The sequence below is a fragment of the Blastococcus sp. VKM Ac-2987 genome (assembly GCF_026967805.1).
GTDB lineage: Bacteria > Actinomycetota > Actinomycetes > Mycobacteriales > Geodermatophilaceae > Blastococcus.
In genome coordinates this window covers 89771-113139 of record NZ_JAPVBG010000004.1, presented here as the reverse complement: position 1 = coordinate 113139, position 23369 = coordinate 89771, and the positions used below count along the sequence as shown (strand labels likewise).

Genomic DNA, 23369 nt, shown 5'->3' with positions numbered 1-23369 from the left:
CTGCCCACCAGGGCTGGGCAGAGACAGACTTCCGCGGGAGGACCTCAGGCCAGGCCGCGCACCCGCAGGACGACGCCGCTGGCCGGCCGGGCCGGGATGCGGTGCAGGGCGATGGTGAGGTCCTGCCCGGGCACCTCGTAGTCCAGCCGGGCCAGCTCCACCGCGAGCCCGGCGAGCAGCGCGACGGTGAGCTGCTCCCCCGGGCAGCGGTGGCCGGTGCGGGGGTCGCCACCGCCCTGCGGCACCAGGTCGAACTCGCCGATCTTCCGGTCGATGAAGCGCGCGGGCCGGAAGGCGTAGGGGGCGTCCCAGAGCTCCGGGTCGTGGTTCTGCCCGTAGAGGTCCAGCAGCACCATGGCGTGCTCGGGGATGCGCTGCCCGTCGAACTCGACCTCGCGCGGTGCCCGCCCGCCGATGAACGGAGCGAACGGGTAGAAGCGCCGCACCTCGTGCGCCCACGCCTCCGCGAACGCCGGGTCGCCGCTCGCCAGCCGCTCGCGGTGCTCCGGCCAGCGCACGAGCGCGTGCCCGGAGAAGGCCAGGAACCAGGCGACCGCCGTCGTCGGCCGGATGATGTTGAGCAGCTCCACGGCGGCCACGTGCGGGGGCAGCTGCGTCCCGTCGGCGTCCCGGTGCCGCGACACGACGTCGACCGCCGAGCCCTCCTCGACGGCGACCCGGCCGCTGCGCACGTCGCGGACCAGCGAGGACAGCCACCTCTCCCGGCGGCCGCGCGCCCGGCGGGCCCGGAAGTGCCGCGGCCCGCCGGAGGCGAACCCGTCGACCATCGCGACCAGGTCCCGCGCCAGGCCGGCCACCTCGTCGTCGCGCAGCGGGATCCCGGTCCAGCGGGTCACCGACCCGGCGATCACCCGGGCGGCCTCGTCGAGCACGACGATGCGCGGCCGGGTCGACCACTCCCCCGCCGCCCGCTCCCACTCCGCCGTCGCGCGCTCCACAAGGGAGGCGATGCCCTCCTCGCGCATGAGCAGCGCGACGAACATCGCCTTGCGGACCCGGTGCAGCTCCCCGTCGAGGGTGTGCACCGCCCCCTTGCCGAACAGCGTGCCCTGCACCGGCTCGGGGATGGCGTGCGACCGGCGCACGTGGTCCTCGTCGTAGAGGAACCGCGCGGCGTCGGGGCCCTCGATGCCGTACGCCGGCATCCCGCCGAGCCGGGTCGCGACCGGGCGACCGCCCGTGCGGCGCCGCTCGTCGGGCAGCCACGCGTAGCCCTTCGCCAGCAGCTTCAGGCCGTTCTCGAGTCGAGGCATGCGCGTCTGCCTGCCCAGCGGCTGCCGCGGGCAACCGTGGTCAGCCCGGCCGCTGCTCCTGCGTGCGGTCGTCGTGGCGCCGGGTGGCGGTGTCCGGCGGCGGGTCCTCGCCGTCGGCGGCGGAGCTGCCGTGGCCCAGCCGGCGGAGCAGCCCGGCCACCTCCAGCGCGGCGGTGGACGACGCGTCCTCGGGGAGCACGTCCGCGACGCACCGCAGCGCTCCGGCCAGCGCGCGCTCCTCCTCGTTCAGCAGCCCGCGGTAGGCCGGGTCGAGCAGGTAGCCGGTGGGCGGGGTGGAGAGGCAGCCGATGAGGTCCAGCAGCACCTCCAGCCGGCGCGCGGCCTCCGCCGGCTCGCCGTCGGCGGGGCTCATCGCCACCGTCTCGACGTCCTGCTCCCACAGGCGGGCGCGGGCCGGGTCCTCGCGCAGCGCGAGCACCGTGCCGGTGCGCCGGGCGGTGCCCGATCCCTGCGTCCGCAGCGCGGTGCGCACCTGGTGGGCGATCCGGATCAGGTCGTCGTCCAGCATCGAGGTGCCCACGAACAGCACGTGCCGGGTGAGCAGCAGCGAGTGCAGCACCCCCGCCAGCGCCGCGCCCTGGTTGCCGAACTGCAGGTACTCCTCGCGGGTCAGCACCACGCTCTCCGGGTGCGCGGCGTCCCCGTGCAGCTTCAGCAGCCACGGCGCCCCGGGACGCGCCTCCTCGTACGGCAGCAGCGTCACCGACCGGCCGATGTCGGCGGCGGCCAGCTCCACCAGGGGGTCGTAGTTGGTGGTCACGAACTCCTGCACCGGGGTGGCCGCGATGAGGGCGTGCGCCAGCGCGTACGCCCCCGGGCCGAACCGCTCGGCGACGAACGCCTCCATCTCCGCCGTCCCCAGCTCCCGGGCCAGCAGCGCGGCGGAGTCCTGCGGCGGCAGCCGGGACAGCCCCGCGCGCAACTCGTCGTCCAGCCCGGAGCGGGTGGCCAGCTCGTCGACCAGCTCCTCCCAGGTGGGCAGCCCCGCCGCCGCGCTCACCCCGGCGCCGATGAACAGCGCCAGCTGGCCCCGGCGGGCCCGCTCCCCCAGGTCCTCGGCCAGCTGCCGCAGGTGCCCGGGGAGGTCCCAGCCGCCGTCCTCCCCGCGGCGCACCCGCTGAGCGGCGGCCAGGTCGCTCGGCCCGCGCAGCACCAGGGCGACGTCGAAGCCGTGCTCCTCGGCGGCCGCCCGCAGCACCGGCAGCAGCTGCTGCAGCAGCTCGCCGCGCTGGCCCGCGGCGCCGCCCCAGCCGGTGCCCAGCGCAGGCAGCCCGACCAGCCGCCGCGCCCGCCCGTGCGCCGGCTCGGGCACCCGCCGCCGGGCGACGGCGGCCAGCGCCTCGCGGGCGCCGTCGAGCAGCCAGGGCAGCCCGCGGCCGCCGTCGTCGACGGTGTCGACCAGCCAGGCACGCCGGGCGCCGTCCCCGGGGACCTCGAGCACCCGCTCGTCCCCGGCCCACGACATGCCGAGGCAGTCGCCCTCGGCCTGCTGGTCGGTGATCAGCTCGTCGGGGAACAGCGGGCGCCAGCTGCGGGCGACCCGCAGGGAGCGGTCGGTGGGCACCAGCACGTCGTCGCAGGAGAGCCGGGTGAGGTCGGCGCCGACGACGAAGACGTGTCCACCCACGCCGTGCTCCTTACCCAGCGCCCGGCGGATATGCGGAACGGCTCCGGCCGCAGCCCGGGACGGCGAGCGGCGGAGCGGTCAGGAGCCGCAGCCCCCGGCGCCGCAGGCGCAGCCACCGCAACCGGAGCGCACCGGCTCGGGCGCGGGCGCGGCGGCGACCGTGCGCAGGTTGACCGCGGCGATCAGCAGCGGGATGCCGAGGACCGCGACGGCCAGGGCGGCGACGACGGTCGCCACGTCGGCGGCCCGGTCCCAGCCCTGCGCGAGCCCGGTGGCGACGAGCAGACCGGTGACCAGCAGCGACCAGACGAGCAGCGCCTGCCCGCCGCGCCGGGCGACGCCCTCCCGGGCCAGCAGGCCCGCCGAGGTGGTGAGCAGCAGCACCGGGACGCCGACGAGCAGCACCGCCGCCGACAGCGACGCCGAGGCGACCGCCACGACCAGCCCGGCGGCACCGGCCGCGACGGCGACCGTGCCCAGCGACCGGGCCCGGCCGGCCGGTTCGCGGTCGAGCGCACCCGTGCGGGCGGCGCTCAGCAGCGCCGCGCCGCGCACGGCCAGGAAGAGACCCAGCGCGCCGAGGAGCAGCCGGGCACCGGCTTCGTCCCACACCACCGCGACCACCGCGACGGCGACCATCCCGACGCCGAGGGCCAGCCAGCGCGGCCACGTGCGCCGCGCCACCTCGGGGGTCGCCATGCCCACCGTGCCGGCCGAGAGGATTCCGGTTCCGTTCGCCACGGCACCAGTGTCCCTCACCCGCCCGGGTCCTCGAGGAGGCACCGGACGGGAGTGCGTGCCACGCTGATCATCTCCGCGCTCCACGCGGCCAGGACCGAGGTCAGGAGGGCACCCGAGATGAGCGTGCAGGGCAACGCCCGGTCGGCGGCGGGCACGGCGAAGCAGGCCGGGAACAGCGACGCCCTCGAGCACCTGGCCCGCGTCGGGCTGGTCGCCTACGGGCTGGTCCACCTGCTGATCGCCTGGCTGGCGCTGCAGCTGGCGTGGGGCGGTAGCAGCGGCCAGCAGGCCGACCAGTCGGGGGCGCTGGCGACCCTGGCCCAGCAGCCGCTGGGCGAGCCGCTGCTCTGGGTGCTGACCGTCGGCCTGGTCGCGCTGGCGCTGTGGCAGGCCGCCGAGATCCTCCGCTGGCGGCACGGGCTGACCGCGTCCGGCGACCGCCGGAAGCAGGCGCTGGTGCGGACCGGCAAGGCGGTCGCCAAGACCCTCATCTACCTGGCGCTGGCGGTGCTGGCGTTCCGCTACGCCAGCGGCACCGGGCAGAGCAGCGGCTCGAGCACCCCGCAGCAGACCGCGGCCGGCGTCTTCGGCTGGCCCGGTGGGCGGTGGCTGGTCGGTGCCATCGGGCTGGTCGTGGTGGGCGTCGGCGTCTACCACGTCTACAAGGGCGTAACGAAGCGCTTCCTCAAGGAGATCGACCTCGCCGGTTGCTCGGCCGGGACCACCCGGCTGGTCACCCGGCTGGGCCAGGCCGGCTTCCCGGGCAAGGGCGTCGCCCTGGGGCTGATCGGCGGGCTGCTCGTCTGGTCCGCGATCACCTTCGACGCGTCCAAGGCCGACGGCCTCGACGGCGCCCTCCACCTGGTGCTCGACGCCCCCGCCGGGCAGGTGCTGCTCACGCTGGTCGCGCTCGGGATCGCGGCGTTCGGCGCCTTCTGCTTCGTCCGCGCCCGCTTCCCCGAACGGACCTGATGCCGCCGGCCTCCGCCGCGCGTTCCCTGGTGCACCGGCTGCACCTCCTGGTCGACCGGGTCCGCCGGGTCACCGACTCCCCGGTGCTCACCCACCTCGCCCGCGCCGGCCTGATCGCGTACGGGGCGATGCACCTGCTCATCGGCGTGCTGGCCCTGCGCATGGCGATGGGCCTGCGCGGCGCGGACGCCGACCAGACCGGCGCGCTGCTCACCGTCGCCGGCGGACCGGGCGGGCGGCTGCTGCTGGTCGCCATCGGTCTCGGCATGCTCTCCCTCGCCGTGTGGCAGGCCGCCGAGGTGCTGCTCTGGTGGCACGGGCTGCTGGAGCCGGCGCACCGGGTGCACACCGCCGTGGTCTGCGCGAAGTGCCTGGCCAAGGGCGCGGTGTACGGGTTCCTCGGGATCACCGCGCTGCTGTTCGCCGTCGGCCTCGAGTACGAGGCGGACGAGCGGCTGCGCGGCCTCACCGAGGAGACGCTGCTGATCCCCGGCGGGTCGCTGCTCATCGGCGCGGTCGCGGCGGGGGTGGTCGCCGTCGGGCTCTACGTGTTCGTGCGCGGCTGCACCGCGGGCTTTCTGCGCGACATCGACCTGCCCGCGGCCCCCGACCGCTGGGAACCGGTGATCGAGGTCCTCGGGCGGATCGGCTACCTGGCGAAGGGCATCGCGTTCGGGCTGGTCGGCGTCCTGCTGTGGCGCGCGGCCACCTCCCGCGACGTCTCCACCGCCACCGGCCTCGACGGCGCGATGACGGCGATCGCCGGGGTGGGCGCCGGGCCGTGGCTGCTCACCGGGGTCGCGGCCGGGTTCGGCGCGTTCGGGGTCTACGCCCTCGCCCGCGCGCGGTATCCCGACCGCGACCCGTCGTCCTAGGCCTTGGGGCCGCCGGCGACGTAGATGACCTGACCGGATACGAAGCCGGCGCCCTCGCTGACCAGGAACGACACGGTGTGCGCGATGTCCTCCGGCTGACCGGCGCGGGCGACCGGGATCGCCGCCGCGCGCTTGGCCACGTAGGGCTCCCACTCCTCGCCGATCCGCTCGGCGGTCGCCTTCGTCATGTCGGTGGCGATGAACCCCGGGGCGATCGAGTTCGCGGTGACGCCGAACTTGCCCAGCTCGATGGCGAGGGTCTTGGTGAAGCCCTGCAGCCCCGCCTTCGCCGTCGCGTAGTTGGCCTGACCGCGGTTGCCCAGCGCCGAGGTGCTGGACAGGTTCACGATCCGGCCCCACTTCTGGTCGATCATGTGCTTCTGCGTGGCCCGGGTCATGAGGAACGAGCCGCGCAGGTGCACGTGCATGACGATGTCCCAGTCGGCATCGCTCATCTTGAACAGCATGTTGTCGCGGGTGACGCCGGCGTTGTTGACCAGCACCACCGGCGGGCCCAGCTCCGCGGCGATCCGGTCGACGGCCGCCTGCACCTGCTCGGCGTCGCCGACGTCGGCCCCGACGGCCAGCGCGCGGCCCCCGGCTGCCTCGATCGCCTCGACCGTGCCGCGGGCGTCGTCCTCCTTCAGGTCGATCACCGCGACGGCGAAACCGTCGGCGGCCAGCCGCTGGGCGGTCGCGGCACCGATGCCGCGCGCGGCCCCGGTGACGATGGCGACGCGGGCACTACCAGTGGGCTCGGACATGCAGGACTCCTCTGAGGGGGAGGGACGGGGCCGGCCCCGTCCGGGGGGCCACCGCAGCCATACGCGCGGTGGGAGGGACAGGGCCTCGGTCAGACCCGCTCGAACAGCGCGGCGAGGCCCTGGCCGCCGCCGATGCACATGGTCTCCAGGCCGTAGCGGGCCTCGCGGCGGTCCATCTCGCGCAGCAGCGTGGCGAGGATGCGGCCACCGGTCGCCCCCACGGGGTGGCCCAGCGAGATGCCGGAGCCGTTCACGTTGGTGCGCTCCCAGTCGGAGTCGGTGAAGCCCCACTCCTTGGCGACGCCGAGCACCTGGCTGGCGAACGCCTCGTTGAGCTCGATCAGGTCGACGTCGGCGAGCTTCACGCCGGCCAGCGCCAGCGCCTTCGCCGTCGCCGGGACCGGGCCGATGCCCATGGTCTTCGGGGGCACGCCGCCCACGCCGAAGGACACCAGGCGGGCCAGCGGGCGCAGGCCCAGCTCGGCGGCCTTCTCCGGGTGGGTGACGATCGCGACCGCGGCGCCGTCGTTCTGGCCGGAGGCGTTGCCGGCGGTGACCGTGGCGTCCGGGTCGTTCTTGCCCAGGATCGGGCGCAGCTTGGCGAGGGTCTCGACGTTCGAGTCGGGGCGGATGTGCTCGTCCCGGTCGACGACCGTCTCGCCCTTCCGGTGCTTGACGGTGACCGGCACGATCTCGTCGGCGAACCGCCCCTCGGCGGTGGCGGCAGCAGCGCGCTGGTGGCTGCGGACGGCGTACTCGTCCTGCTCCTGGCGGCCGATCCCGTACTCCCGCCGGACGTTCTCCGCGGTCTCCAGCATCCCGCCGGGCACGGGGTGGTTCTGGCCACCGGCGGTGACCCGGCCGCGGGCCAGCCCGTCCTCCAGCAGCACGCCGGGCCCGGGCTTGACGCCCCAGCGCATGGCGGTCGAGTAGAAGGGCGCGTTGCTCATGGACTCCGCGCCACCGGCCAGGACGACGTCGGAGGCGCCGGCCTGCACCTGCATCGCCGCGTAGATGACCGCCTGGAGGCCCGAGCCGCAGCGCCGGTCGACCTGCAGACCGGAGGCGGTCACCGGCAGGCCGGCGTCGAGGGCGGCGACCCGGCCGAGGGCCGGGGCGTCCATCGTCGGATAGCAGTGCCCGAGCAGCACGTCGTCCACCGACTCCGGCGGCAGGCCGGTGCGCTCCATCAGCGCCCGGATGACCGTGGCCGCGAGCTCCTGGACGGGGACGTCGCGCAGCGACCCCCCGAATCCGCCGACCGGCGTCCGCAGGGGCTCGCAGATGACCGCATCCCGCACGTGGTCCTCCTCGTTCGTCCGCTCCAGGCGCACGGCTGTGGCCGGCGCAACACCCCCGAGTCTGCCCGGCGCTCGCCCGTCCCGCGCCCCCGGGCCCCGGGCGGCCCGAGCGGGGAACGGGTCAGGAGGCGGCGGAGTCGACCCGTTCGCCGCCGAGCAGGTCCCACAGGCCGGTGATCTGCAGCGGCCGGATCACCGCGCGGGTGGCGGCGAGGACCCGGAGCCGCCCACCGTCGGCCAGCGCCCGCCGATGCGTGGCCGCCAGGGCGCACAGCCCGGCGGAGTCCAGGAAGGTGACGGCGGTGAGGTCGACGACGACCTCCCGCGGCGCGGCGTCGAGCAGCCGGTCGAGGACGACGCGGACCTGCGGCGCCGAGGTGCAGTCGATCTCCCCGGCGGCGGTCAGCCGCGGCAGGGACGGGGTGCCGGACACCTCGAGGGTGACCAGCGCGGGCGCGGCGGCGTCCGGCCCGGCCGTTGCGGAGGGGAAGGAACGGTCGAGCGAGGAAGCGGTCACGGGGTGCCTCTCGGGGCGGGTACCGGACCAGTGAGCCTGCGCACGCGAACGAGACGACGACCAGCACTGGCGGGGCACGGCTGCATGTTGAACCGCTGGTCCGACCGTAGGGACCGGGGACCTCGTCCGCAAGGGCCTCGGGCGTCGGCGCACCCGCCGCGCGCTCCCGGGACCGATGCCCGGCCGGACCGTGTGACGAGCCTCCCCCGTCCGCTCGCCGTCCCCGGCGGATACTGGCGGGCGTGACCGAGTCCCGGCCGCCGTCCCGGCGCCCGTCCCCGCTGCTGCTGGTCGCCGTCGTCGCGGGTGCGGCCGTCGCGGCCGGCGCGTTCTGGCTGCTCGACCCGATCGTCGCGGCGGCCGTCGCGATCATGACGGTCACGGCCGTGGGCGTGGTCGTGGCGGCCAGCGACTGGGAGTCGCACGCGACCTTCGAGGAGCGGGAGCACGCCCGGGCCCGCCGGCGCAAGGAGAAGTGGGACCGCAACGCCGGTGCGCGCGCTCGCGACCGCGCCCGCTGGGAGGCCTACCAGGCCCGGCAGGCGCGCAAGGCCGGCACCCCGGGCAGCGACCCCGCCGGCCGCTGAGCCCCCGGTAATCCGCTCGACGCCGCGCCCCGGCGTCCCTACGGTGACCGGCATGCGCAACTGAGTGCGGCCGCTCCCCGAGCCCGCCCCTTCCCGAGCCGACCTGCCGCGGCGCGGCCGCCAGCCGCCGCCCGCCGTCCGCGCCCCCGGGCGCCACCCCTCCCCCGTCCGGCCGGGTCCCGTGCTGCCCGCACGCCCGCCGGCACCCGTGCCGACCTCCTCAGGAGGCACCCCGTGTCACGTCCTGCCCTCCCGCCCGCCGCCGCCGAGGCCCGCGGCGCGCTGCCCGACACCGACTCCCCCGCGTTCGACCGGCTCGCCGCCGCCGTCCTCGCCCGGCCGTCGGCCCCGCTCGGCGCGGTCCTCCGCGCCCAGTTGCCCGGCCCGTCCGGGGTCCGCTGGCTGCACCAGGAGTCCCTGCCCCCCACCACCCGGGCCGGATCCCTCACCGCGGCGCAGTGGGGATCGCTGTACCGCTGCTGGGCGGCGACGGCCCCCGTGCCGGCCGCGCCTGCTGGGGGTCGGGCCGGTGGCCGCACCTCGCCGCACGGGCACGCACCGGCGGCAATGGCCGTGCCCCGCTGGGGTTCGTGACCGCCGCGGGTCAGTCCCCGACCGCGTCCTCGGCCGCCAGGTCGTCGGCGCGGTCGGGGAAGGCGAACGCCTCGGCCAGCGCCTGCCGCAGCGACCAGGCGCCCGTCCGCCACGCCAGCGCGCGCCCGAGCGCTTCCGGGCTGCCGTCGACGTGGTCGGCGTCCTCCCCCGGCCACCACGCGACCGGCCGCCCGTCCACGGTCAGCGGCCGGTGCACGGCCACCTCCCCCACCAGCCCGTCCCGGCCGAGCCGGGCGGCGGCCAGCGCGGCGCCGGGCAGCTCCGCCCAGCGAAGCCGGCGCTCCGGCGCGCTGGTCACGGCGCCCCGCACCACCTCCCCGGCCAGCGGGAGGTCCAGCAGGTCGGCCACCGCGTCCGGCGCCCCGCCGGCGGGCACCACCGGCAGGTCCAGCAGCGGGACCAGGTGGGGCGCGTCCAGCACCACCGCCCGCTCCACCACCCGCCCCGGCGCGACCCGCACCCGCGCCGGCGGCGCCACGTCCAGCCCGTCGAGGGCGACGGCCAGCCGGGCGTGGACGGTGGCGAGGACGCCGGGGCGCACGGTGCGGGCCGGGTCCCCGAGCCGGTCGAGCAGGTCCAGCGCGCCGTCGGCATCGGCGAGGACGTCGTCCAGCGTCGCCGGCGGGCGCAGCAGCCCCAGCAGCGGCTCGTCCAGCGGCGCGGGGTCGTAGAGCCCGGCCAGCTCCGTGCTCCCCGGGTGCGCCAGCCGCCCCGGGCACCGGCCGGCCAGCACCGGGTGGGTCAGCAGCCACCACCGCAGGTAGCCGGGCGCGGCCACCCCGCCGACCATGACGTCCGCCCACGCCTCGGCCGGTGCGGCGGCCAGCAGCGGCAGCGCACCCGCCCAGTCGGCGACCAGCTCGAGGTCCCGCACGGCGACCAGCGGCGGCCAGACGGGCGGCGGCCCCGGGGGCAGCCGGTCCAGGACGGCGTCGGCCCACTCGCCGGCACCGTCGACGTCGAGGTCGTCGGGGTCGTCGCCCCGCACCAGCGCGAACCCGTCCAGCACGCCGACGGCCCGCAGCGCACCGGCGTCGGCGCGGGCGGCGAACGCCGGGTCGAGGGCGCCCAGCGCGCCCTCCTCGAGGACGGCGGCGAGCGGGGACCCCGGCAGCACCAGCTCGCCCGCCGGCGCGAAGCCGCAGTCGGCGTCGGGGAGGGCGAGCTCGGCCAGCCACGGCAGGTCCCGGGCCGCGCCGGGCGCGGCGGCGGCGAGCGCCAGCACCGCGTCGGCCAGCTCCTCGGCGTCTGCGCCGGGAGCGAACCGGTCCTCGGCGCGGTCCAGCGAGCCCTCCACCGCGGCCCGCACCGCCGGATCGGCCAGCACCGCCGCCGCCGTCGCCGGTCGGGCACCGAGCCGCTCCAGCAGCCGGCGCGCACCGGGCGGCGTCACGGCCGCCGGGTCGGCCAACCGCAGCGGCAGCGCGGCCAGCCGCCGGACCGGGAGCCCCGGTTCGGGCAGCAGCACCCCCGCCGGGCCGTGCGCCGTCCGCCCGTCGGCCAGCGGCACCGGCAGCGCGGCGAGCGCCTCCCGGTCCGCGTCGGCGAAGGCGGCGTAGAGCTCCGCCCACCAGCCCGCCGGGCGGTCCAGCCCGCGCACCGCCTCTCCCACCTCGGCCGTCCCCGCCCGGACGGCCCCGAGGGCGGCGAGCGCCGGCCGGCCCTCGCGCCGCGACCAGCCGGCCGGCAGCAGCCCCGGCAGCGCCCCGGTCAGCGCCGCCACCCGGGCCTCGTCGGCGTCGTCGAGGACGACCGCCCGGGCCGGGACCTGGCGCTCCCCCGGCTCTCCCGCGACCGGCAGCCAGGGCGTCTCCCGCAGCCGGCCGAGCACCGCCGTCGACAGGGCGGCGTCGAGCTCGGCGCCGGCCAGCCCGACCCGCGGGACGAGGGCGAGCAGCGCCGGGTCCGCCGGCAGCCGCCCGACCAGGTCGGCCAGCGTGTCCGCGGCGGCCGCGACCAGGACGTCGGTGACCGGCCCGGGCAGCACGTGCCGCCGGTCGGGGCCGAGCGGGAACGGCGCGATCAGCCGCAACGGCAGCGACAGGGGCTCGTCGCCGGCCGTCGGGGCGTGCACCACCTGGGGGCCGGTCAGGGGCAGCACGCACCCCGCGCCGTCCACCGGGACCGCCCAGGTCACCGTCCACGCCCGGCGGTCGCGCTCCTCGGCGGCCCGGCCGGCCCGCAGCCGCTCCGGCAGCTCGCCCGACCGCTGCGCCACCGCCCAAGGGGTGACGACGCCGTCCTCGCTCAGCCGCACCTCCGGCGGCGCCCCGCTCCGTGCCAGCTCGCGGCGCACGCCGTCGACGACGACCTCCACCGCCGCGAGCCCGGGCAGGGCGAGCAGCAGTTCGGCGGAGAGGTCCCGCAGCGCGGCGGCGAGCGCGGGCCGCGCCCCGGGGCGCAGCGGCAGCACCACCTCGGTGTCGAACCCCTCGGGCGGCTCGCCCCGGGCCGGCCAGGGCAGCCGCAGCACGGGCACGGCGCCGTCCCGGCGGGCCAGCTCAGCCGCCAGCGGGGCCGGCGCCGCCACCTCCGCGCGGGTGCCCGCGGCGCTGAACCGCACGCCCCCGGTGCGGGACACCACCGCCGGCTCGTCGCTCACCGCGAGCACGGCGGCGAACCCGACCCCGAACCGGCCGACCACCCCGGTCTCGTCCCGCTTGGCCGAGGCCCGCAGCGTGGCCAGGCCCAGCACCCCGGCGGCGTCCAGGGGCGCCCCGGTGTTGGCCGCCCGGAGGACACCGTCCGACAGCTCCAGCCGCAGCCGTCCCGGGCGGGCCCCGCGGGCGGCGGCGTCGGCGGCGTTCTGCGCCAGCTCGACGAGCACCCGGTCGCGGTAGCCGCCCCGGACCAGGTCCTCCTCGGCGTTGGCGTCCTCCCGGAAGCGGGCCGGGGACGCGGCCCACGCGTCGAGCACCCGGCGGCGGAGGCCGGCCGTGCCGAAGGGGTCCCCGCCGGCGGTGCGATCGGCCATGCGCCGGACCCTAGGGCCCCGCTGCCGGCGCCCGGGCTCCTTCCGGGTGAGGCGAGGGTTCGAGCCACCGGAGAACGGGCACGGTCCGGCCCAGGGACGAACCGGCGAGCAGGGCCGGCGATGAGAGGCGGTCGTGGTGGCGCTCTGGCAGTCCGCGCGCCCGCCGACCGCCTTCGCCGAGATCTGGTGCCAGCAGCTGTGCTCCCTCGGCGAGCTGGCCGGGCTGCGTGCCCGGCTGCGCCGCTCCATGACCGGCAGCGCCACCGTGCTGCACCCCGAGCGGGACCACTGGTCCGAGCGCCTGGTGCTGATCGCCGACGAGCTGACCTCCAACGCGCTGCGCCACGGGGGCACCCCGGTGGCGGCGATCCTCGCCCGCGACGGCGACGAATGGCTGATCGCCGTGCGGGACTCCAGGCCCGACGTCCCGCCCACCCCGGCGAAGGGCCGCGACCCCGGCCTCGGCGGCTTCGGCCTCTACCTGGTCGCCGACCTGTCGGTGGCGCACGGCTGGTTCGCCGACCTCGGGCGGAAGACGGCCTGGGCGGTCGTCGACGGCCGGCCGACCACGGCCTGACCCCCTCCGGGCGACTCCGGCCCTGGTGTATGTGACCCGCGGGTAACGTGCGTCACTATGTCGCTCAGCGAAGAGTTGGACACGGTCACCGGCGGCGCCGCGGGCACGGTCGACCGGCACGCCACCACCGAGACCTTCGAGTCGACGGCGCCGGCCACCGGCGCGGTCGTCGGCGTCTTCCCGGTGCACGACGCGACCGCCGTCGGCGAGACCGTCGCCCGGGCCCGGGTCGCCGCCACGCACTGGGCCGGCCTGGGTTTCGACGGGCGCAAGCAGCGGCTGTCGGCCTACCGCGGCTACCTGGCCCGCCGGATGCACGAGCTGGCCGACCTGGTGCACCGCGAGAACGGCAAGCCGCACGCCGACGCGATCCTCGAGATCACCCTGTCGATCGACCACCTCGCGTGGGCGGCCGGGCACGCCCGGAAGACGCTCGGTCCCCGCCGGGTCGCCTCCGGGATGCTCGCCGCCAACCACGCCGCCTACCTCGAGTACCAGCCGATGGGCGTCATCGGCGTCATCGGCCCGTGGAACTACCCGGTGTTCACGCCGATGGGCTCGATCGCCTACGCGCTGGCCGCCGGCAACGCCGTCGTCTTCAAGCCCTCGGAGTTCACCCCGGCCGTCGGCGCCTGGCTCGCCACCGCCTGGCGGGCCGCCGTCCCCGACGCCGCCGACGCCTTCCAGGTGGTCACCGGCTTCGGCTCGACCGGTGCCGCGCTGTGCCGCGTGCCCGTCGACAAGCTCGCCTTCACCGGCTCGGCCGCCACCGGCCGGAAGGTCATGGCCGCCTGCGCCGAGACCCTCACCCCGGTGCTCATGGAGCTCGGCGGGAAGGACGCGATGATCGTCGACGACGACGCCGACGTGGCGGCCGCCGCCGACGCCGCCGTCTGGGGCGCGATGAGCAACGGCGGCCAGACCTGCATCGGGATCGAGCGGGTGTACGCCACCTCGGCGGTCTACGACCGGTTCGTCGACGCGGTCACCGCCCAGGTGCGCACGCTGCGGCCGGGGTCGGACGACGAGGCCACCTACGGCCCGATGACGATGCCGTCGCAGATCGACGTCGTCCGCCGGCACGTGTCCGATGCGACCGCCGCGGGTGGCCGGGTGGTCGGCGGCGATGCCGCACCGGGCGAAGGTTACGTCGCGCCGACGGTGCTGCTCGACGTCCCCGAGACGTCGGCGGCGGTGCGCGAGGAGACCTTCGGCCCGACGCTCACCATCACGAAGGTGCGCGACGCCGAGGAGGCCCTCGAGCGGGCCAACGACACCAGCTACGGGCTGGCCGGCTCGATCTTCTCCGGGTCCAAGGACACGGCGATGGACCTCGCCCGGCGGATGCGCAGCGGGATGACCTCGATCAACTCGGTGCTCACCTTCGCCTCGGTGCCCGCGCTGCCCTTCGGCGGCGTCGGCGAGTCCGGCTTCGGGCGCATCCACGGTGCCGACGGGCTCAAGGAGTTCACCCGCGCCAAGGCGATCACCCGCCAGCGCTACCCCCTGCCGGTCAACCTGATGAGCTTCGGCCGGCCCGAGAAGGCCGCCGACGCGCTCGCCCGGGTCATGGGCATGGTCCACGGGCGGCACAGGTGAGCAGGCGGACCTCCGGCGACGAGCTGCGGGACGAGTACGACGTCGTCGTCGTGGGCGCCGGCTCGGCCGGCTGCGCGCTGGCCGGCCGGCTGAGCGAGGACCCGTCGCTGCACGTGCTGCTGCTGGAGGCCGGCGGGTCGGACAAGCTGCTCGAGGTGCAGGTGCCCGCCGCCTCCTACAAGGTCTGGCGCACCCGCCGCGACTGGAACTACCGCACCGAGGAGCAGCCGGGCCTCGGCGGCCGGTCGCTGTTCTGGCCGCGCGGCAAGCTGCTCGGCGGCTCCTCGTCGATCAACGCGATGATCTACATCCGGGGCTCGAGGGCCGACTACGACGAGTGGGCCCGGCGCACCGGCGACCCGTCGTGGTCCTACGAGCAGGTGCTCCCGCTCTTCACGCGCATGGAGGACAACGCCCGCGGCGCCGACGAGTGGCACGGCGTCGGTGGCCCGCTGCGGGTGGAGGACCTCCGCTCCCCGCACCCGTGGACGACGGCGGTCGTCGAGTCGGCGGTGGCCACCGGCCACCCCCGCAACGGCGACTTCAACGGCGCCGCCCAGGAGGGCGTCGGCCAGTACCAGGTGACCCAGAAGCGCGGCCGCCGCTGGTCCGCGGCCGACGCCTACCTGCACCCGGCCGCGGGCCGGCCGAACCTGACCGTCCGCACCGGCGCCCTGACCACCCGGGTGCTGGTCGAGGGCGGCCGGGCCACGGGGGTGGAGTTCCGCAGCGGCGGGCGGTTGCACACCGTCCGGGCCGGCCGCGAGGTGGTCCTCTCCGGCGGCGCGGTGAACTCGCCGCAGCTGCTGATGCTCTCGGGGATCGGGCCGGCCGACCACCTGCGCGAGGTCGGCGTCGACGTCGTCGCCGACCTGCCGGGTGTCGGCGGCGGGCTGCAGGACCACCCGCTGGTGCCGGTCGTCTGGAACGTCCGCTCGGGGAAGTCGCTGCTGCGCGGTGAGTCCCCGTCGGGCTACGCGCGCTGGTTCGGCGCCCGCCGTGGGCCGCTGACCTCCAACCTGGCCGAGGCCGGGCTGTTCACCCGGTCGGGACCGGAGCTGGCCGAGCCCGACCTGCAGATGCACTTCCTGCCGGTCAAGTTCTGGAAGCAGGCGGAGGTCGACCCCGACGTCGACGCCTTCACCGCCGCGGTGGTGCTGGTGGACGTGCACTCCCGGGGCTCGGTGCGGCTGCGGTCGGCAGACCCGGCGTGGACGCCGGCGATCGACGCCGGGTACCTCACCGACGACCGCGACCTCGAGGCGCTGGTCTCCGGCGTGGAGCAGGCCCGGGAGATCGCCGGGGCCGCCCCGCTGGCCGACGTGCTGGCCGACGAGTGGTCACCGGGCGGCACCGTGCACGGCCGGGAGGCGCTGCGCCGGTCGGCCCGGGAGACCCTCGAGTCGCTGTACCACCCGGTGTCCTCCTGCCGGATGGGCACCGACGACGAGGCGGTCGTCGACTCCCGGCTGCGGGTGCACGGCATCGAGGGGCTGCGCGTCGTCGACGCCTCGGTGATGCCGACGCTGGTGCGCGGCAACACCAACGCGCCGACGATCATGATCGCCGAGCGGGCGGCCGACCTCATCCTCGGCCGCACCCCCGCCGCGCGGCTGACCGCCGCCGGCTGAGCCCACGGCCCCGCGTCAGCCGGGGGTCTGGCGGCCGACCTCGTAGATGAACCGGCCGGTGCGCTCCTGGTCGTCGAGGTGCTCGGCGACCGCCCCGGCGACGTCGGGCTCGGCCGAGACCGCGACCAGCCGCGGGGAGTACACGTCGAACCAGCAGCCGAACCGCTCCAGCTCGGCCTGCAGCTCCTGGGCGCGCTCGTCGCGCTCGAGGTCGGGCCAGTCCGGGAACCACACCCGGTAGGTGTGCCGCCCGGCGTCCCGCAGCGGGCGCACCGCCACGAGCGGTCCCTCGACGGTCGCCACCACCTCCACCTCGTCACCGAGGTGCAGGTCGTAGGCGAACACCGGCACGGCGGCGAGCACGGCGCGGCCCTCGCCCGACGGGTGCGCCCGCAGGCCCTCCCAGGCGGCTTCGCCGTCCCCGCCGGGGTAGACGGCCACCCACACCGTCTGCGGAGCGGTCGCGGCCTCCGGGTGCACCTCGACGGCGCCGTCGCGCAGGCGCGTGACCCGGGCGGGGTGCTCGAGGTAGCTGGTCGTCACCGCCCCAGCCTAGGGACGCCGGTGCCGGCGTCAGCCGTGGGCGGCGTCGGCCGCGGCCTCCTCCGGCGCGGGCGGCCGGGTGCCCTCCGGGCGCGGCGGGGGGTTCCGGCGGATGGAGATCGACGCCGCCGCAGCCAGCAGGCACAGCCCACCGGCGAGGAACCAGGCGAGGTCGTAGGAGCCGGTGACGTCGCGGATCACCCCGCCGCCGAACGCGGCGACCGCCGAACCGATCTGGTGGGCGGCGAAGACCCAGCCGAACACGACCGGGGCGCGGGCGCCGAAGTGCTCGCGGCAGAGCGCCAGCGTGGGCGGCACGGTGGCCACCCAGTCCAGCCCGTAGAACACGATGAAGGCGACCATGCTGACGTGCAGCTCCGGCCCGAACAGCGGCGGCAGCAGGAACAGGGAGAACCCGCGCAGCCCGTAGTAGGCCAGCAGCAGCACCCGCGGGTCCACCCGGTCGGTCAGCCAGCCGGAGAGGACGGTCCCGGCGATGTCGAAGACGCCGACGACGGCGAGCAGCCCGGCCGCCGTCGTCACCGGCATGCCGTGGTCGTGGGCCGCCGGGATGAAGTGCGGCTGCACCAGCCCGTTGGTCGACATGCCGCAGATGAAGAAGCCCAGCGCCAGCAGCCAGAACGGCCGGGCGCGCGCCGCCTCGGCCAGCCCCCGCATCGCCACGCGCGCGGCGCCGGCCCGCACCGGCTCGGGGTCGTCGGCCGCCGTGCCGCCGTACGGGGCGACGCCGAGGTCGCGGGGCCGGTCGCGCAGCAGCCAGGCCACCAGCGGCAGGACCGCCAGCGCGGCCGCCGTCGTCCCCAGGGAGGCCGCCCGCCAGCCCCAGGCGGAGTCGATCCAGGCCACCAGCGGCAGGAAGACCAGCTGCCCGGCCGCCCCGCCGGCGGTCAGGACGCCGGAGACCAGGCCGCGCCGGGCGACGAACCACCGGCCGGTCACCGTCGCGACCAGCGACAGCGCCATCGCGCCGCTGCCCAGACCGACGAGGACGCCCCACAGCAGGACCAGCTGCCAGGCGGTCGTCATGAACACGGTCAGGCCGCTGCCCAGCGCCACGACCAGCAGCGCGCCCATCACCACCCGGCGGATGCCGAACCGCTCCATGAGCGCCGCGGCGAACGGCGCCGTCAGCCCGTACAGCGCCATGTTGACGGCGACCGCGGCCGAGATGGTGGACACCGACCAGCCGAACTCCGCCCGCAGCGGGTCGATCAGCACGCCGGGCACCGCCCGGAAGGCGGCCGCACCGACCAGCGCCAGGAACGTCACCGCCGCCACCCACCAGGCCGGGTGGATGCGGTGCGGCGCTGCGGTGCGGATCAGCGGGTCGTGCACGGTCACGCAGGGCAGCATGACCCACGGCCCGGCCCGTTCCCAGCCGCCGGACCGCCGCCTTCGGCAACGTTCCCGCCGTCCGGCGGCGCGGCCCGGTTCTCACCCGATGTGACCTGACACTCCCTCCCGGTGGGACCACGCGGCAGCCCGGTCTGGTTGAGTGGGGTGTACCGGCGCCGCCCTCGCTCATCCGGAGCGGCAGGAATCGACGTCGGGCTGAGGCTGCGCCACCTTGGTGCGCCCGGCTGACCGACGTCTCGCCGACGATGCGAGCCCGCCCTGCCCCCGTGCAGGCGCGCCGGCGCTCGCGCTCGCCGAGGTGCTCGTCCGGCCGACCGAGCGTCGAAGGACTCCATTGACCTCCATGCACAACACCCCCGCCCCCTCCGAGAGCGGCCCGCGTCGCCGTCGTGGCGGACGCGGCCGCGGCGCCCGCCCGGCCGGCGAGCAGCAGAACCAGCAGCAGGTCCCGGCCGCCGCGCCGGCCGCGCCGGTCGTCCCCGTCGGCGCGGACGCCACCGTGCTGCCCACCGACACCACGTTCGCCGCCCTCGGCGTGCCCGCCCCGCTCGTCGAGGTGCTGACCGCCAGCGGCATCACCTCGCCGTTCCCGATCCAGGTCGCGACGCTGCCCGACAGCCTCGGCGGCCGCGACGTGCTGGGCCGCGGCCGCACCGGCTCGGGCAAGACCCTGGCCTTCTCCCTGCCGCTGGTCGCCCGGCTGGCCGCCTCCACCAGCAAGCGGCAGCCCAAGCGGCCCCGCTCCCTGATCCTGGTCCCGACCCGCGAGCTGGCCAACCAGGTCGCCGCCGTCGTCGACCCGATGGCCCGCGCCCTGGGCATGAGGACGACGACGATCTTCGGTGGCGTCGGGCAGAACCCGCAGGTCCAGGCGCTCGCCGGTGGCCTCGACGTCGTCATCGCCTGCCCCGGCCGGCTCGAGGACCTGATCGGCCAGGGCCACTGCGACCTGGGCGCCATCGAGGTGACGATCCTCGACGAGGCCGACCACATGGCCGACCTGGGCTTCCTGCCCGGCGTCAAGCGGATCATGGACCGCACCCCGAAGGTCGGCCAGCGGATGCTCTTCTCCGCCACGCTGGACAACGGCGTCGACGTGCTGGTCAAGCGCTACCTGAGCAACCCGACGACGCACTCGGTCGACCCGGCCGTGGCCCCGGTCAGCACCATGACCCACCACGTCTTCCGCGTGGACGCCGCCGACAAGGGCAAGGTCGTCCAGGAGCTGGCCTCGGGCCTGGGCCGCAGCGTGCTGTTCACCCGGACCAAGCACCAGGCCAAGAAGCTGGCCAAGCAGCTCACGGCGGCCGGCGTGCCGGCCGTGGACCTGCACGGCAACCTGAGCCAGAACGCCCGCGAGCGCAACCTCGAGGCGTTCAGCAGCGGCGCGTCCCGGGTCCTCTGCGCCACCGACATCGCCGCCCGCGGCATCCACGTCGACGACGTGGCGATCGTCGTGCACGTCGACCCGCCGACCGAGCACAAGGCATACCTGCACCGCTCCGGCCGCACCGCCCGCGCCGGCGCCGAGGGCGCCGTCGTCACCATCGCCACGCCCGACCAGGCCGGCGAGGTCCGCACCCTGGCCCGGCAGGCCGGGATCACCCCCGAGGTGTCGGCCATCAAGCCCGGCGCCCGGCAGATCACCGCGCTCACCGGCCCGCCCGCTCCCTACGTGGAGCCGGCGCCGGTGGTCGAGCCGCAGCAGCAGCAGGCCCGTGGCGGCGGTCGCCGTCGCAGCGGCGGCTCGGGTCGCGACTCCTCCGCCGGTGCGGCGTCCACGGGCGGCCGCAGCAGCTCGGCCGGCGCCGGCCGGTCCGGCGGCTCGGGTCGCGCGTCCGGTCCCGCGCGCACCCGCGCGGAGCTCGCGGCGCGCGCCGGCACGTCGAGCGCCGCGTCGTTCAGCTCCCGCTCCCGCCGGGGCCGCTGAGACCACCCGGGGGCGGGCGGCAGAACGTCTTCCGCCGCCCGCCCCCGGGCTCTCCGCTCCCCCACCGGCGGTTCCTCGGAACCGCCGGAGCCTCAGTTCCCGCTGGCGAAGGCCGCGTCGAAGGCGGCCGCGGGCGGGTCGAACGCCAGCCGGCGCACGAATTCCAGCGCCTCCGGGGCGCCCAGGAGCCGGTCCATCCCGGCGTCCTCCCACTCCACCGAGATCGGCCCGTCGTAGCCGATGGTGTTGAGCATCCGGAAGCACGCCTCCCACGGGACGTCGCCGTGGCCGGTGGAGACGAAGTCCCAGCCGCGCCGCGGGTCGGCCCAGGGCAGGTGCGAGCCCATCCGGCCGTTGCGCCCGTTGCCGACCTGCTTCTTCGCGTCCTTGCAGTCGACGTGGTAGATCCGGTCCTTGAAGTCCCAGATGAACGACACCGGGTCGAGGTCCTGCCAGACGAAGTGCGACGGGTCCCAGTTCAGCCCGAAGGCCTCCCGGTGGCCGATGGCCTCCATGGTGCGGACCGTCGTCCAGTAGTCGTACGCGATCTCCGACGGGTGCACCTCGTGCGCGAACTTCACGCCGACCTCGTCGAAGACGTCGAGGATCGGGTTCCAGCGGTCGGCGAAGTCCTGGTAGCCCTCCTCGATCATCGACTCGGGCACCGGCGGGAACATCGCCACGGTCTTCCAGATCTTCGACCCGGTGAACCCGACGACGACGTCGACGCCGAGCTTGCGCGCCGCCCGCGCGGTCAGCTTCATCTCCTCGGCCGCCCGCTGCCGGACGCCCTCGGGGTCGCCGTCGCCCCACACGCGCGGGTGCACCATGCCGCGGTGCCGCTCGTCGATCGGGTCGTCGCAGACGGCCTGGCCGTTGAGGTGGTTGGAGATCGCGAAGACCTGCAGGTCGTGGCGCTTCAGCAGCTCGAGCTTCTCCTGGACGTAGCTGTCGTCGTTCGCGGCCCGCTCGACGTCGAGGTGGTCGCCCCAGCAGGCGATCTCCAGGCCGTCGTAGCCCCAGCCGGAGGCCAGCCGGCACATCTCCTCGAACGGCAGGTCGGCCCACTGGCCGGTGAAGAGGGTGACGGGACGGGGCATCAGGCGTCTCCTCGCAGGTAGGTGGTCATGAGGGGATCTCGGTCCAGGTGGAGCGGTCGGCGGCGCTGCGCTCGACGGCGTCGAGCACGCGCTGGACCTGCAGCCCGTCGGCGAACGACGGCGCCGGGTCCTCCCCCGCCCCGATGGCGGTGACCAGGTCGACGACCTGGTGGGTGAAGCCGTGCTCGTAGCCGAGGCCGTGGCCGGCCGGCCACCAGGCAGCGACGTAGGGGTGCTCGGGCTCGGTGACGATGATCCGGCGGAAACCGGCGGTCTCCGCGGGCTCGCCGCCGTCGAAGAACTGCAGGACGTTCATGTCCTCGAAGTCGAAGGCCAGGCTGCCCGCCGAGCCGTTGATCTCGATCCGGATGCCGTTCTTGCGGCCCAGGGCGAACCGGGTGGCCTCGAACACGCCGAGCGCGCCCCCGGTGAACCGGCCGAGGAAGACCGCGGCGTCGTCGACGGTGACCTGCCCCGTCTCGGCGCCGCCGACCCCGCCGAGCTTCCCGGTCTCGGTCGGCAGCGGGCGTTCGGTCACGAAGGTCTCCAGCGTCGCGCTGACCCCGGTCAGCGTCTGGCCGGTGATGAACTGCGTCAGGTCGACGACGTGCGCGCCGATGTCGCCGAGCGCGCCGGAGCCGGCCTTGTCCTTCTCCAGCCGCCACGACATCGGGGCGGACGGGTCGGCGATCCAGTCCTGCAGGTACTGGGCGCGCACGTGCCGGATCTGCCCGAGCCGGCCCTCGGCGACCAGCTTCCGGGCCAGCCCGATGGCGGGCACCCGCCGGTAGGTGAAGCCGACCATCGACCGGATGCCCCGGGTGGCGGCCTTCGCGGCCGCCTCGGCCATCGCCTCGGCCTCGGCGACGGTGTTGGCCAGCGGCTTCTCGCAGAGCACGTGCTTGCCGGCCTCGAGCGCGGCGATCGCGATCTCGGCGTGGGTGTCGCCGGGCGTGCAGACGTCGACCAGGTCGACGTCGTCCCGCTCGATGACCCGCCGCCAGTCGGTCTCGGTGCCCGACCAGCCCAGCTTGCCGGCGGCCTCGGCGACCTTGGCGGCGTCCCGGCCGGCCAGCACGGTCAGCTCCGGCCGCAGCGGCAGGTCGAAGAAGTGGGGGGCGGTGCGCCACGCGTGCGAGTGCGCGGCGCCCATGAAGGCGTAGCCGATCAGGCCGACGCCGAGGGTGGGGGTCATGTGCTTCTCCCAGCGGGGATGGCGCAGCAGGGGAGCGCGGGCGCTCCCCTGCTGCGCCGTCGACGGATCAGGACTCGAACGCGCGGTCGATGTAGTCCTCGACGTTCTCGGCGGTGACGACGGGGGCGTTGAGCACGATCTCCCGCGGCACCTCGGGCGACACCAGGTCGGACAGCGACTTGCCCTGCGCGATCAGGCGCGCCAGGGCGATGCCGTCGGCGGCCTGGGTGTGCGGGTAGATGACGGTCGCCTGGAGGACGGAGTCACCCTCCTGGATCTCGCGCATGGCGTTCGCCGAGCCGGCGCCGCCGACCATGGTGAACTCGTCGCGGCCGGCGTTCTGGATCGCGGCCAGCACGCCGACGCCCTGGTCGTCGTCGTGGTTCCAGAGGGCGTCGAGCTGCGGCGCGGCCTGGAGCAGGTTGGCCGCGGCCTCCTCGCCGCCCTCGACGGTGAAGTCCGCCGCGACGCGGTTGTCGACGTCGAGACCGCAGTCGGCGAGCGCGTCGGCGAAGCCCTGGCTGCGCTCCTGGGTCAGGGGGAGGGAGTCGATGCCGGCGATCTCGGCGACGACGGCGTCGGGGTTGTCGCCCACCTGCTCGCAGATGTAGGTGCCGGCGGAGACGCCCATGCCGTAGTTGTCGCCCAGGATGGTGGCGCGCGCGGCGAACGGGCTGTTGAACTCGCGGTCGACGTTGATGACCGGGATGCCGGCCTCCATCGCCTGCAGCGCGACCGGGGTCATCGCGGCACCGTCGAAGGGCAGCAGCACGATCGCGTCGACGCCCTCGTTGATGAAGGTCTCGACCTGGCTGATCTGGGTGCTGACGTCGTTCGTGCCCTCGGCGACGATCAGGTCGACGTCCTCGTAGTTCTCGGCCTCGGCGCGGGCGGCCTCGGTGATGCCCGCCATCCAGCCGTGGTCGGCCGCCGGGGCCGAGAAGCCGATCCGGACGGTCTCGCCGGTCTCGTCGTTCGAGCTGGCGACCGAGTCCCCGCCGCCGCCCTCCGACGCGGTGTTCTCCGGCTCGTTGCTGGTGCAGCCGGCGACGAGCACGCCGGCGCCGGCCAGTGCGACCGCGGTGGACATCAGGCGACGGTAGGGGCGCTGCCTCGCTGCAGACATGGTTTCTCTCCTCGGTGTGCCTT

At 76.1% G+C, this 23369-nt stretch carries 20 protein-coding genes; 8 read left to right on the top strand and 12 right to left on the bottom strand.

The genetic code is table 11. From position 1 onward, the window contains the following. Window positions 1-44: 44 nt before the first annotated feature. From O2W17_RS21455 to O2W17_RS21445, 3 genes are all read right to left on the bottom strand, one after another. Entirely contained in the window at window positions 45-1274 is a 1230-nt protein-coding gene (locus O2W17_RS21455; protein ID WP_269194516.1) for a cytochrome P450, read from the bottom strand. 40 nt (window positions 1275-1314) lie between these two features. Then, window positions 1315-2922 carry an SIR2 family NAD-dependent protein deacylase gene (locus O2W17_RS21450; RefSeq protein WP_269194515.1) on the bottom strand — a complete coding sequence of 536 codons (1608 nt, stop codon included), beginning with the start codon at window positions 2920-2922 and terminating at the stop codon, window positions 1315-1317. A gap of 78 nt (window positions 2923-3000) precedes the next feature. Beyond that, complete coding sequence (locus O2W17_RS21445; RefSeq protein WP_269194514.1) at window positions 3001-3663, bottom strand: hypothetical protein; 663 nt, start codon at window positions 3661-3663, stop codon at window positions 3001-3003. Between the two features lie 117 nt (window positions 3664-3780). Between O2W17_RS21445 and O2W17_RS21440 the strand changes: the two genes are divergently transcribed. After that, complete coding sequence (locus O2W17_RS21440) at window positions 3781-4635, top strand: DUF1206 domain-containing protein (protein ID WP_269194513.1); 855 nt, start codon at window positions 3781-3783, stop codon at window positions 4633-4635. After that, window positions 4635-5510, top strand: coding sequence for a DUF1206 domain-containing protein (locus tag O2W17_RS21435; protein WP_269194512.1), 876 nt, complete (start codon window positions 4635-4637; stop codon window positions 5508-5510). The genes O2W17_RS21440 and O2W17_RS21435 overlap by 1 nt, the downstream gene beginning before the upstream one ends. On the opposite strand, the gene fabG is transcribed toward O2W17_RS21435, so the two are convergent. The 3 genes from fabG to O2W17_RS21420 all read right to left on the bottom strand — a co-directional run bounded on the left by fabG (window position 5507) and on the right by O2W17_RS21420 (window position 8092). Beyond that, window positions 5507-6274 carry a 3-oxoacyl-ACP reductase FabG gene (fabG, locus tag O2W17_RS21430; RefSeq protein ID WP_269194511.1) on the bottom strand — a complete coding sequence of 256 codons (768 nt, stop codon included), beginning with the start codon at window positions 6272-6274 and terminating at the stop codon, window positions 5507-5509. The genes O2W17_RS21435 and fabG overlap by 4 nt on opposite strands. 89 nt (window positions 6275-6363) lie before the next feature. Further along, complete coding sequence (locus tag O2W17_RS21425) at window positions 6364-7575, bottom strand: acetyl-CoA C-acetyltransferase (protein WP_269194510.1); 1212 nt, start codon at window positions 7573-7575, stop codon at window positions 6364-6366. Window positions 7576-7696: 121 nt separating this feature from the next. Next, window positions 7697-8092 carry an STAS domain-containing protein gene (locus O2W17_RS21420; RefSeq protein ID WP_269194509.1) on the bottom strand — a complete coding sequence of 132 codons (396 nt, stop codon included), beginning with the start codon at window positions 8090-8092 and terminating at the stop codon, window positions 7697-7699. 242 nt (window positions 8093-8334) lie between these two features. On the opposite strand from O2W17_RS21420, the gene O2W17_RS21415 reads away from it, so the two are divergent. Beyond that, window positions 8335-8679: a hypothetical protein gene (locus tag O2W17_RS21415; protein ID WP_269194508.1), complete on the top strand. Its 345-nt coding sequence runs from the start codon at window positions 8335-8337 to the stop codon at window positions 8677-8679. Window positions 8680-8913: 234 nt separating this feature from the next. Next, on the top strand, window positions 8914-9273 hold the full coding sequence (locus O2W17_RS21410) for a hypothetical protein (protein ID WP_269194507.1): 360 nt from the start codon (window positions 8914-8916) through the stop codon (window positions 9271-9273). A 10-nt stretch (window positions 9274-9283) separates the two neighbouring features. Here the strand turns inward: O2W17_RS21410 and O2W17_RS21405 are convergent, their stop codons facing one another. Beyond that, on the bottom strand, window positions 9284-12268 hold the full coding sequence (locus O2W17_RS21405) for a sacsin N-terminal ATP-binding-like domain-containing protein (protein WP_269194506.1): 2985 nt from the start codon (window positions 12266-12268) through the stop codon (window positions 9284-9286). A gap of 136 nt (window positions 12269-12404) precedes the next feature. Between O2W17_RS21405 and O2W17_RS21400 the strand changes: the two genes are divergently transcribed. From O2W17_RS21400 to O2W17_RS21390, 3 genes are read left to right on the top strand one after another with little or no spacing between them, the layout of a single operon-like run. Beyond that, complete coding sequence (locus tag O2W17_RS21400; protein ID WP_269194505.1) at window positions 12405-12845, top strand: ATP-binding protein; 441 nt, start codon at window positions 12405-12407, stop codon at window positions 12843-12845. A 57-nt stretch (window positions 12846-12902) separates the two neighbouring features. Beyond that, window positions 12903-14444, top strand: coding sequence for an aldehyde dehydrogenase family protein (locus tag O2W17_RS21395; RefSeq protein ID WP_269194504.1), 1542 nt, complete (start codon window positions 12903-12905; stop codon window positions 14442-14444). Beyond that, window positions 14441-16075, top strand: a complete 1635-nt coding sequence (locus O2W17_RS21390) for a GMC family oxidoreductase (protein WP_269194503.1) — start codon at window positions 14441-14443, stop codon at window positions 16073-16075. Before O2W17_RS21395 ends, O2W17_RS21390 begins: the two co-directional genes overlap by 4 nt. Before the next feature lie 15 nt (window positions 16076-16090). Here the strand turns inward: O2W17_RS21390 and O2W17_RS21385 are convergent, their stop codons facing one another. Both O2W17_RS21385 and O2W17_RS21380 read right to left on the bottom strand, forming a co-directional pair. Beyond that, the gene (locus O2W17_RS21385; RefSeq protein ID WP_269194502.1) at window positions 16091-16618 is read right to left on the bottom strand and encodes a DUF4265 domain-containing protein; all 528 of its coding nucleotides are present in this window, start codon (window positions 16616-16618) and stop codon (window positions 16091-16093) included. Window positions 16619-16648: 30 nt separating this feature from the next. Then, a complete protein-coding gene (locus O2W17_RS21380) occupies window positions 16649-17980 on the bottom strand; it encodes an MFS transporter (RefSeq protein WP_269194501.1) in 1332 nt (443 codons plus the stop codon). Between the two features lie 358 nt (window positions 17981-18338). On the opposite strand from O2W17_RS21380, the gene O2W17_RS21375 reads away from it, so the two are divergent. Beyond that, on the top strand, window positions 18339-19925 hold the full coding sequence (locus O2W17_RS21375; protein WP_269194500.1) for a DEAD/DEAH box helicase: 1587 nt from the start codon (window positions 18339-18341) through the stop codon (window positions 19923-19925). A 92-nt stretch (window positions 19926-20017) separates the two neighbouring features. On the opposite strand, the gene O2W17_RS21370 is transcribed toward O2W17_RS21375, so the two are convergent. The 3 genes from O2W17_RS21370 to O2W17_RS21360 form a co-directional block, all read right to left on the bottom strand. Beyond that, the gene (locus tag O2W17_RS21370) at window positions 20018-21025 is read right to left on the bottom strand and encodes a sugar phosphate isomerase/epimerase family protein (protein ID WP_269194499.1); all 1008 of its coding nucleotides are present in this window, start codon (window positions 21023-21025) and stop codon (window positions 20018-20020) included. 25 nt (window positions 21026-21050) lie between these two features. Further along, the gene (locus O2W17_RS21365) at window positions 21051-22220 is read right to left on the bottom strand and encodes a Gfo/Idh/MocA family protein (RefSeq protein WP_269194498.1); all 1170 of its coding nucleotides are present in this window, start codon (window positions 22218-22220) and stop codon (window positions 21051-21053) included. A 67-nt stretch (window positions 22221-22287) separates the two neighbouring features. After that, window positions 22288-23310 carry a substrate-binding domain-containing protein gene (locus O2W17_RS21360; protein WP_269194497.1) on the bottom strand — a complete coding sequence of 341 codons (1023 nt, stop codon included), beginning with the start codon at window positions 23308-23310 and terminating at the stop codon, window positions 22288-22290. Between the last annotated feature and the right edge of the window lie 59 nt (window positions 23311-23369).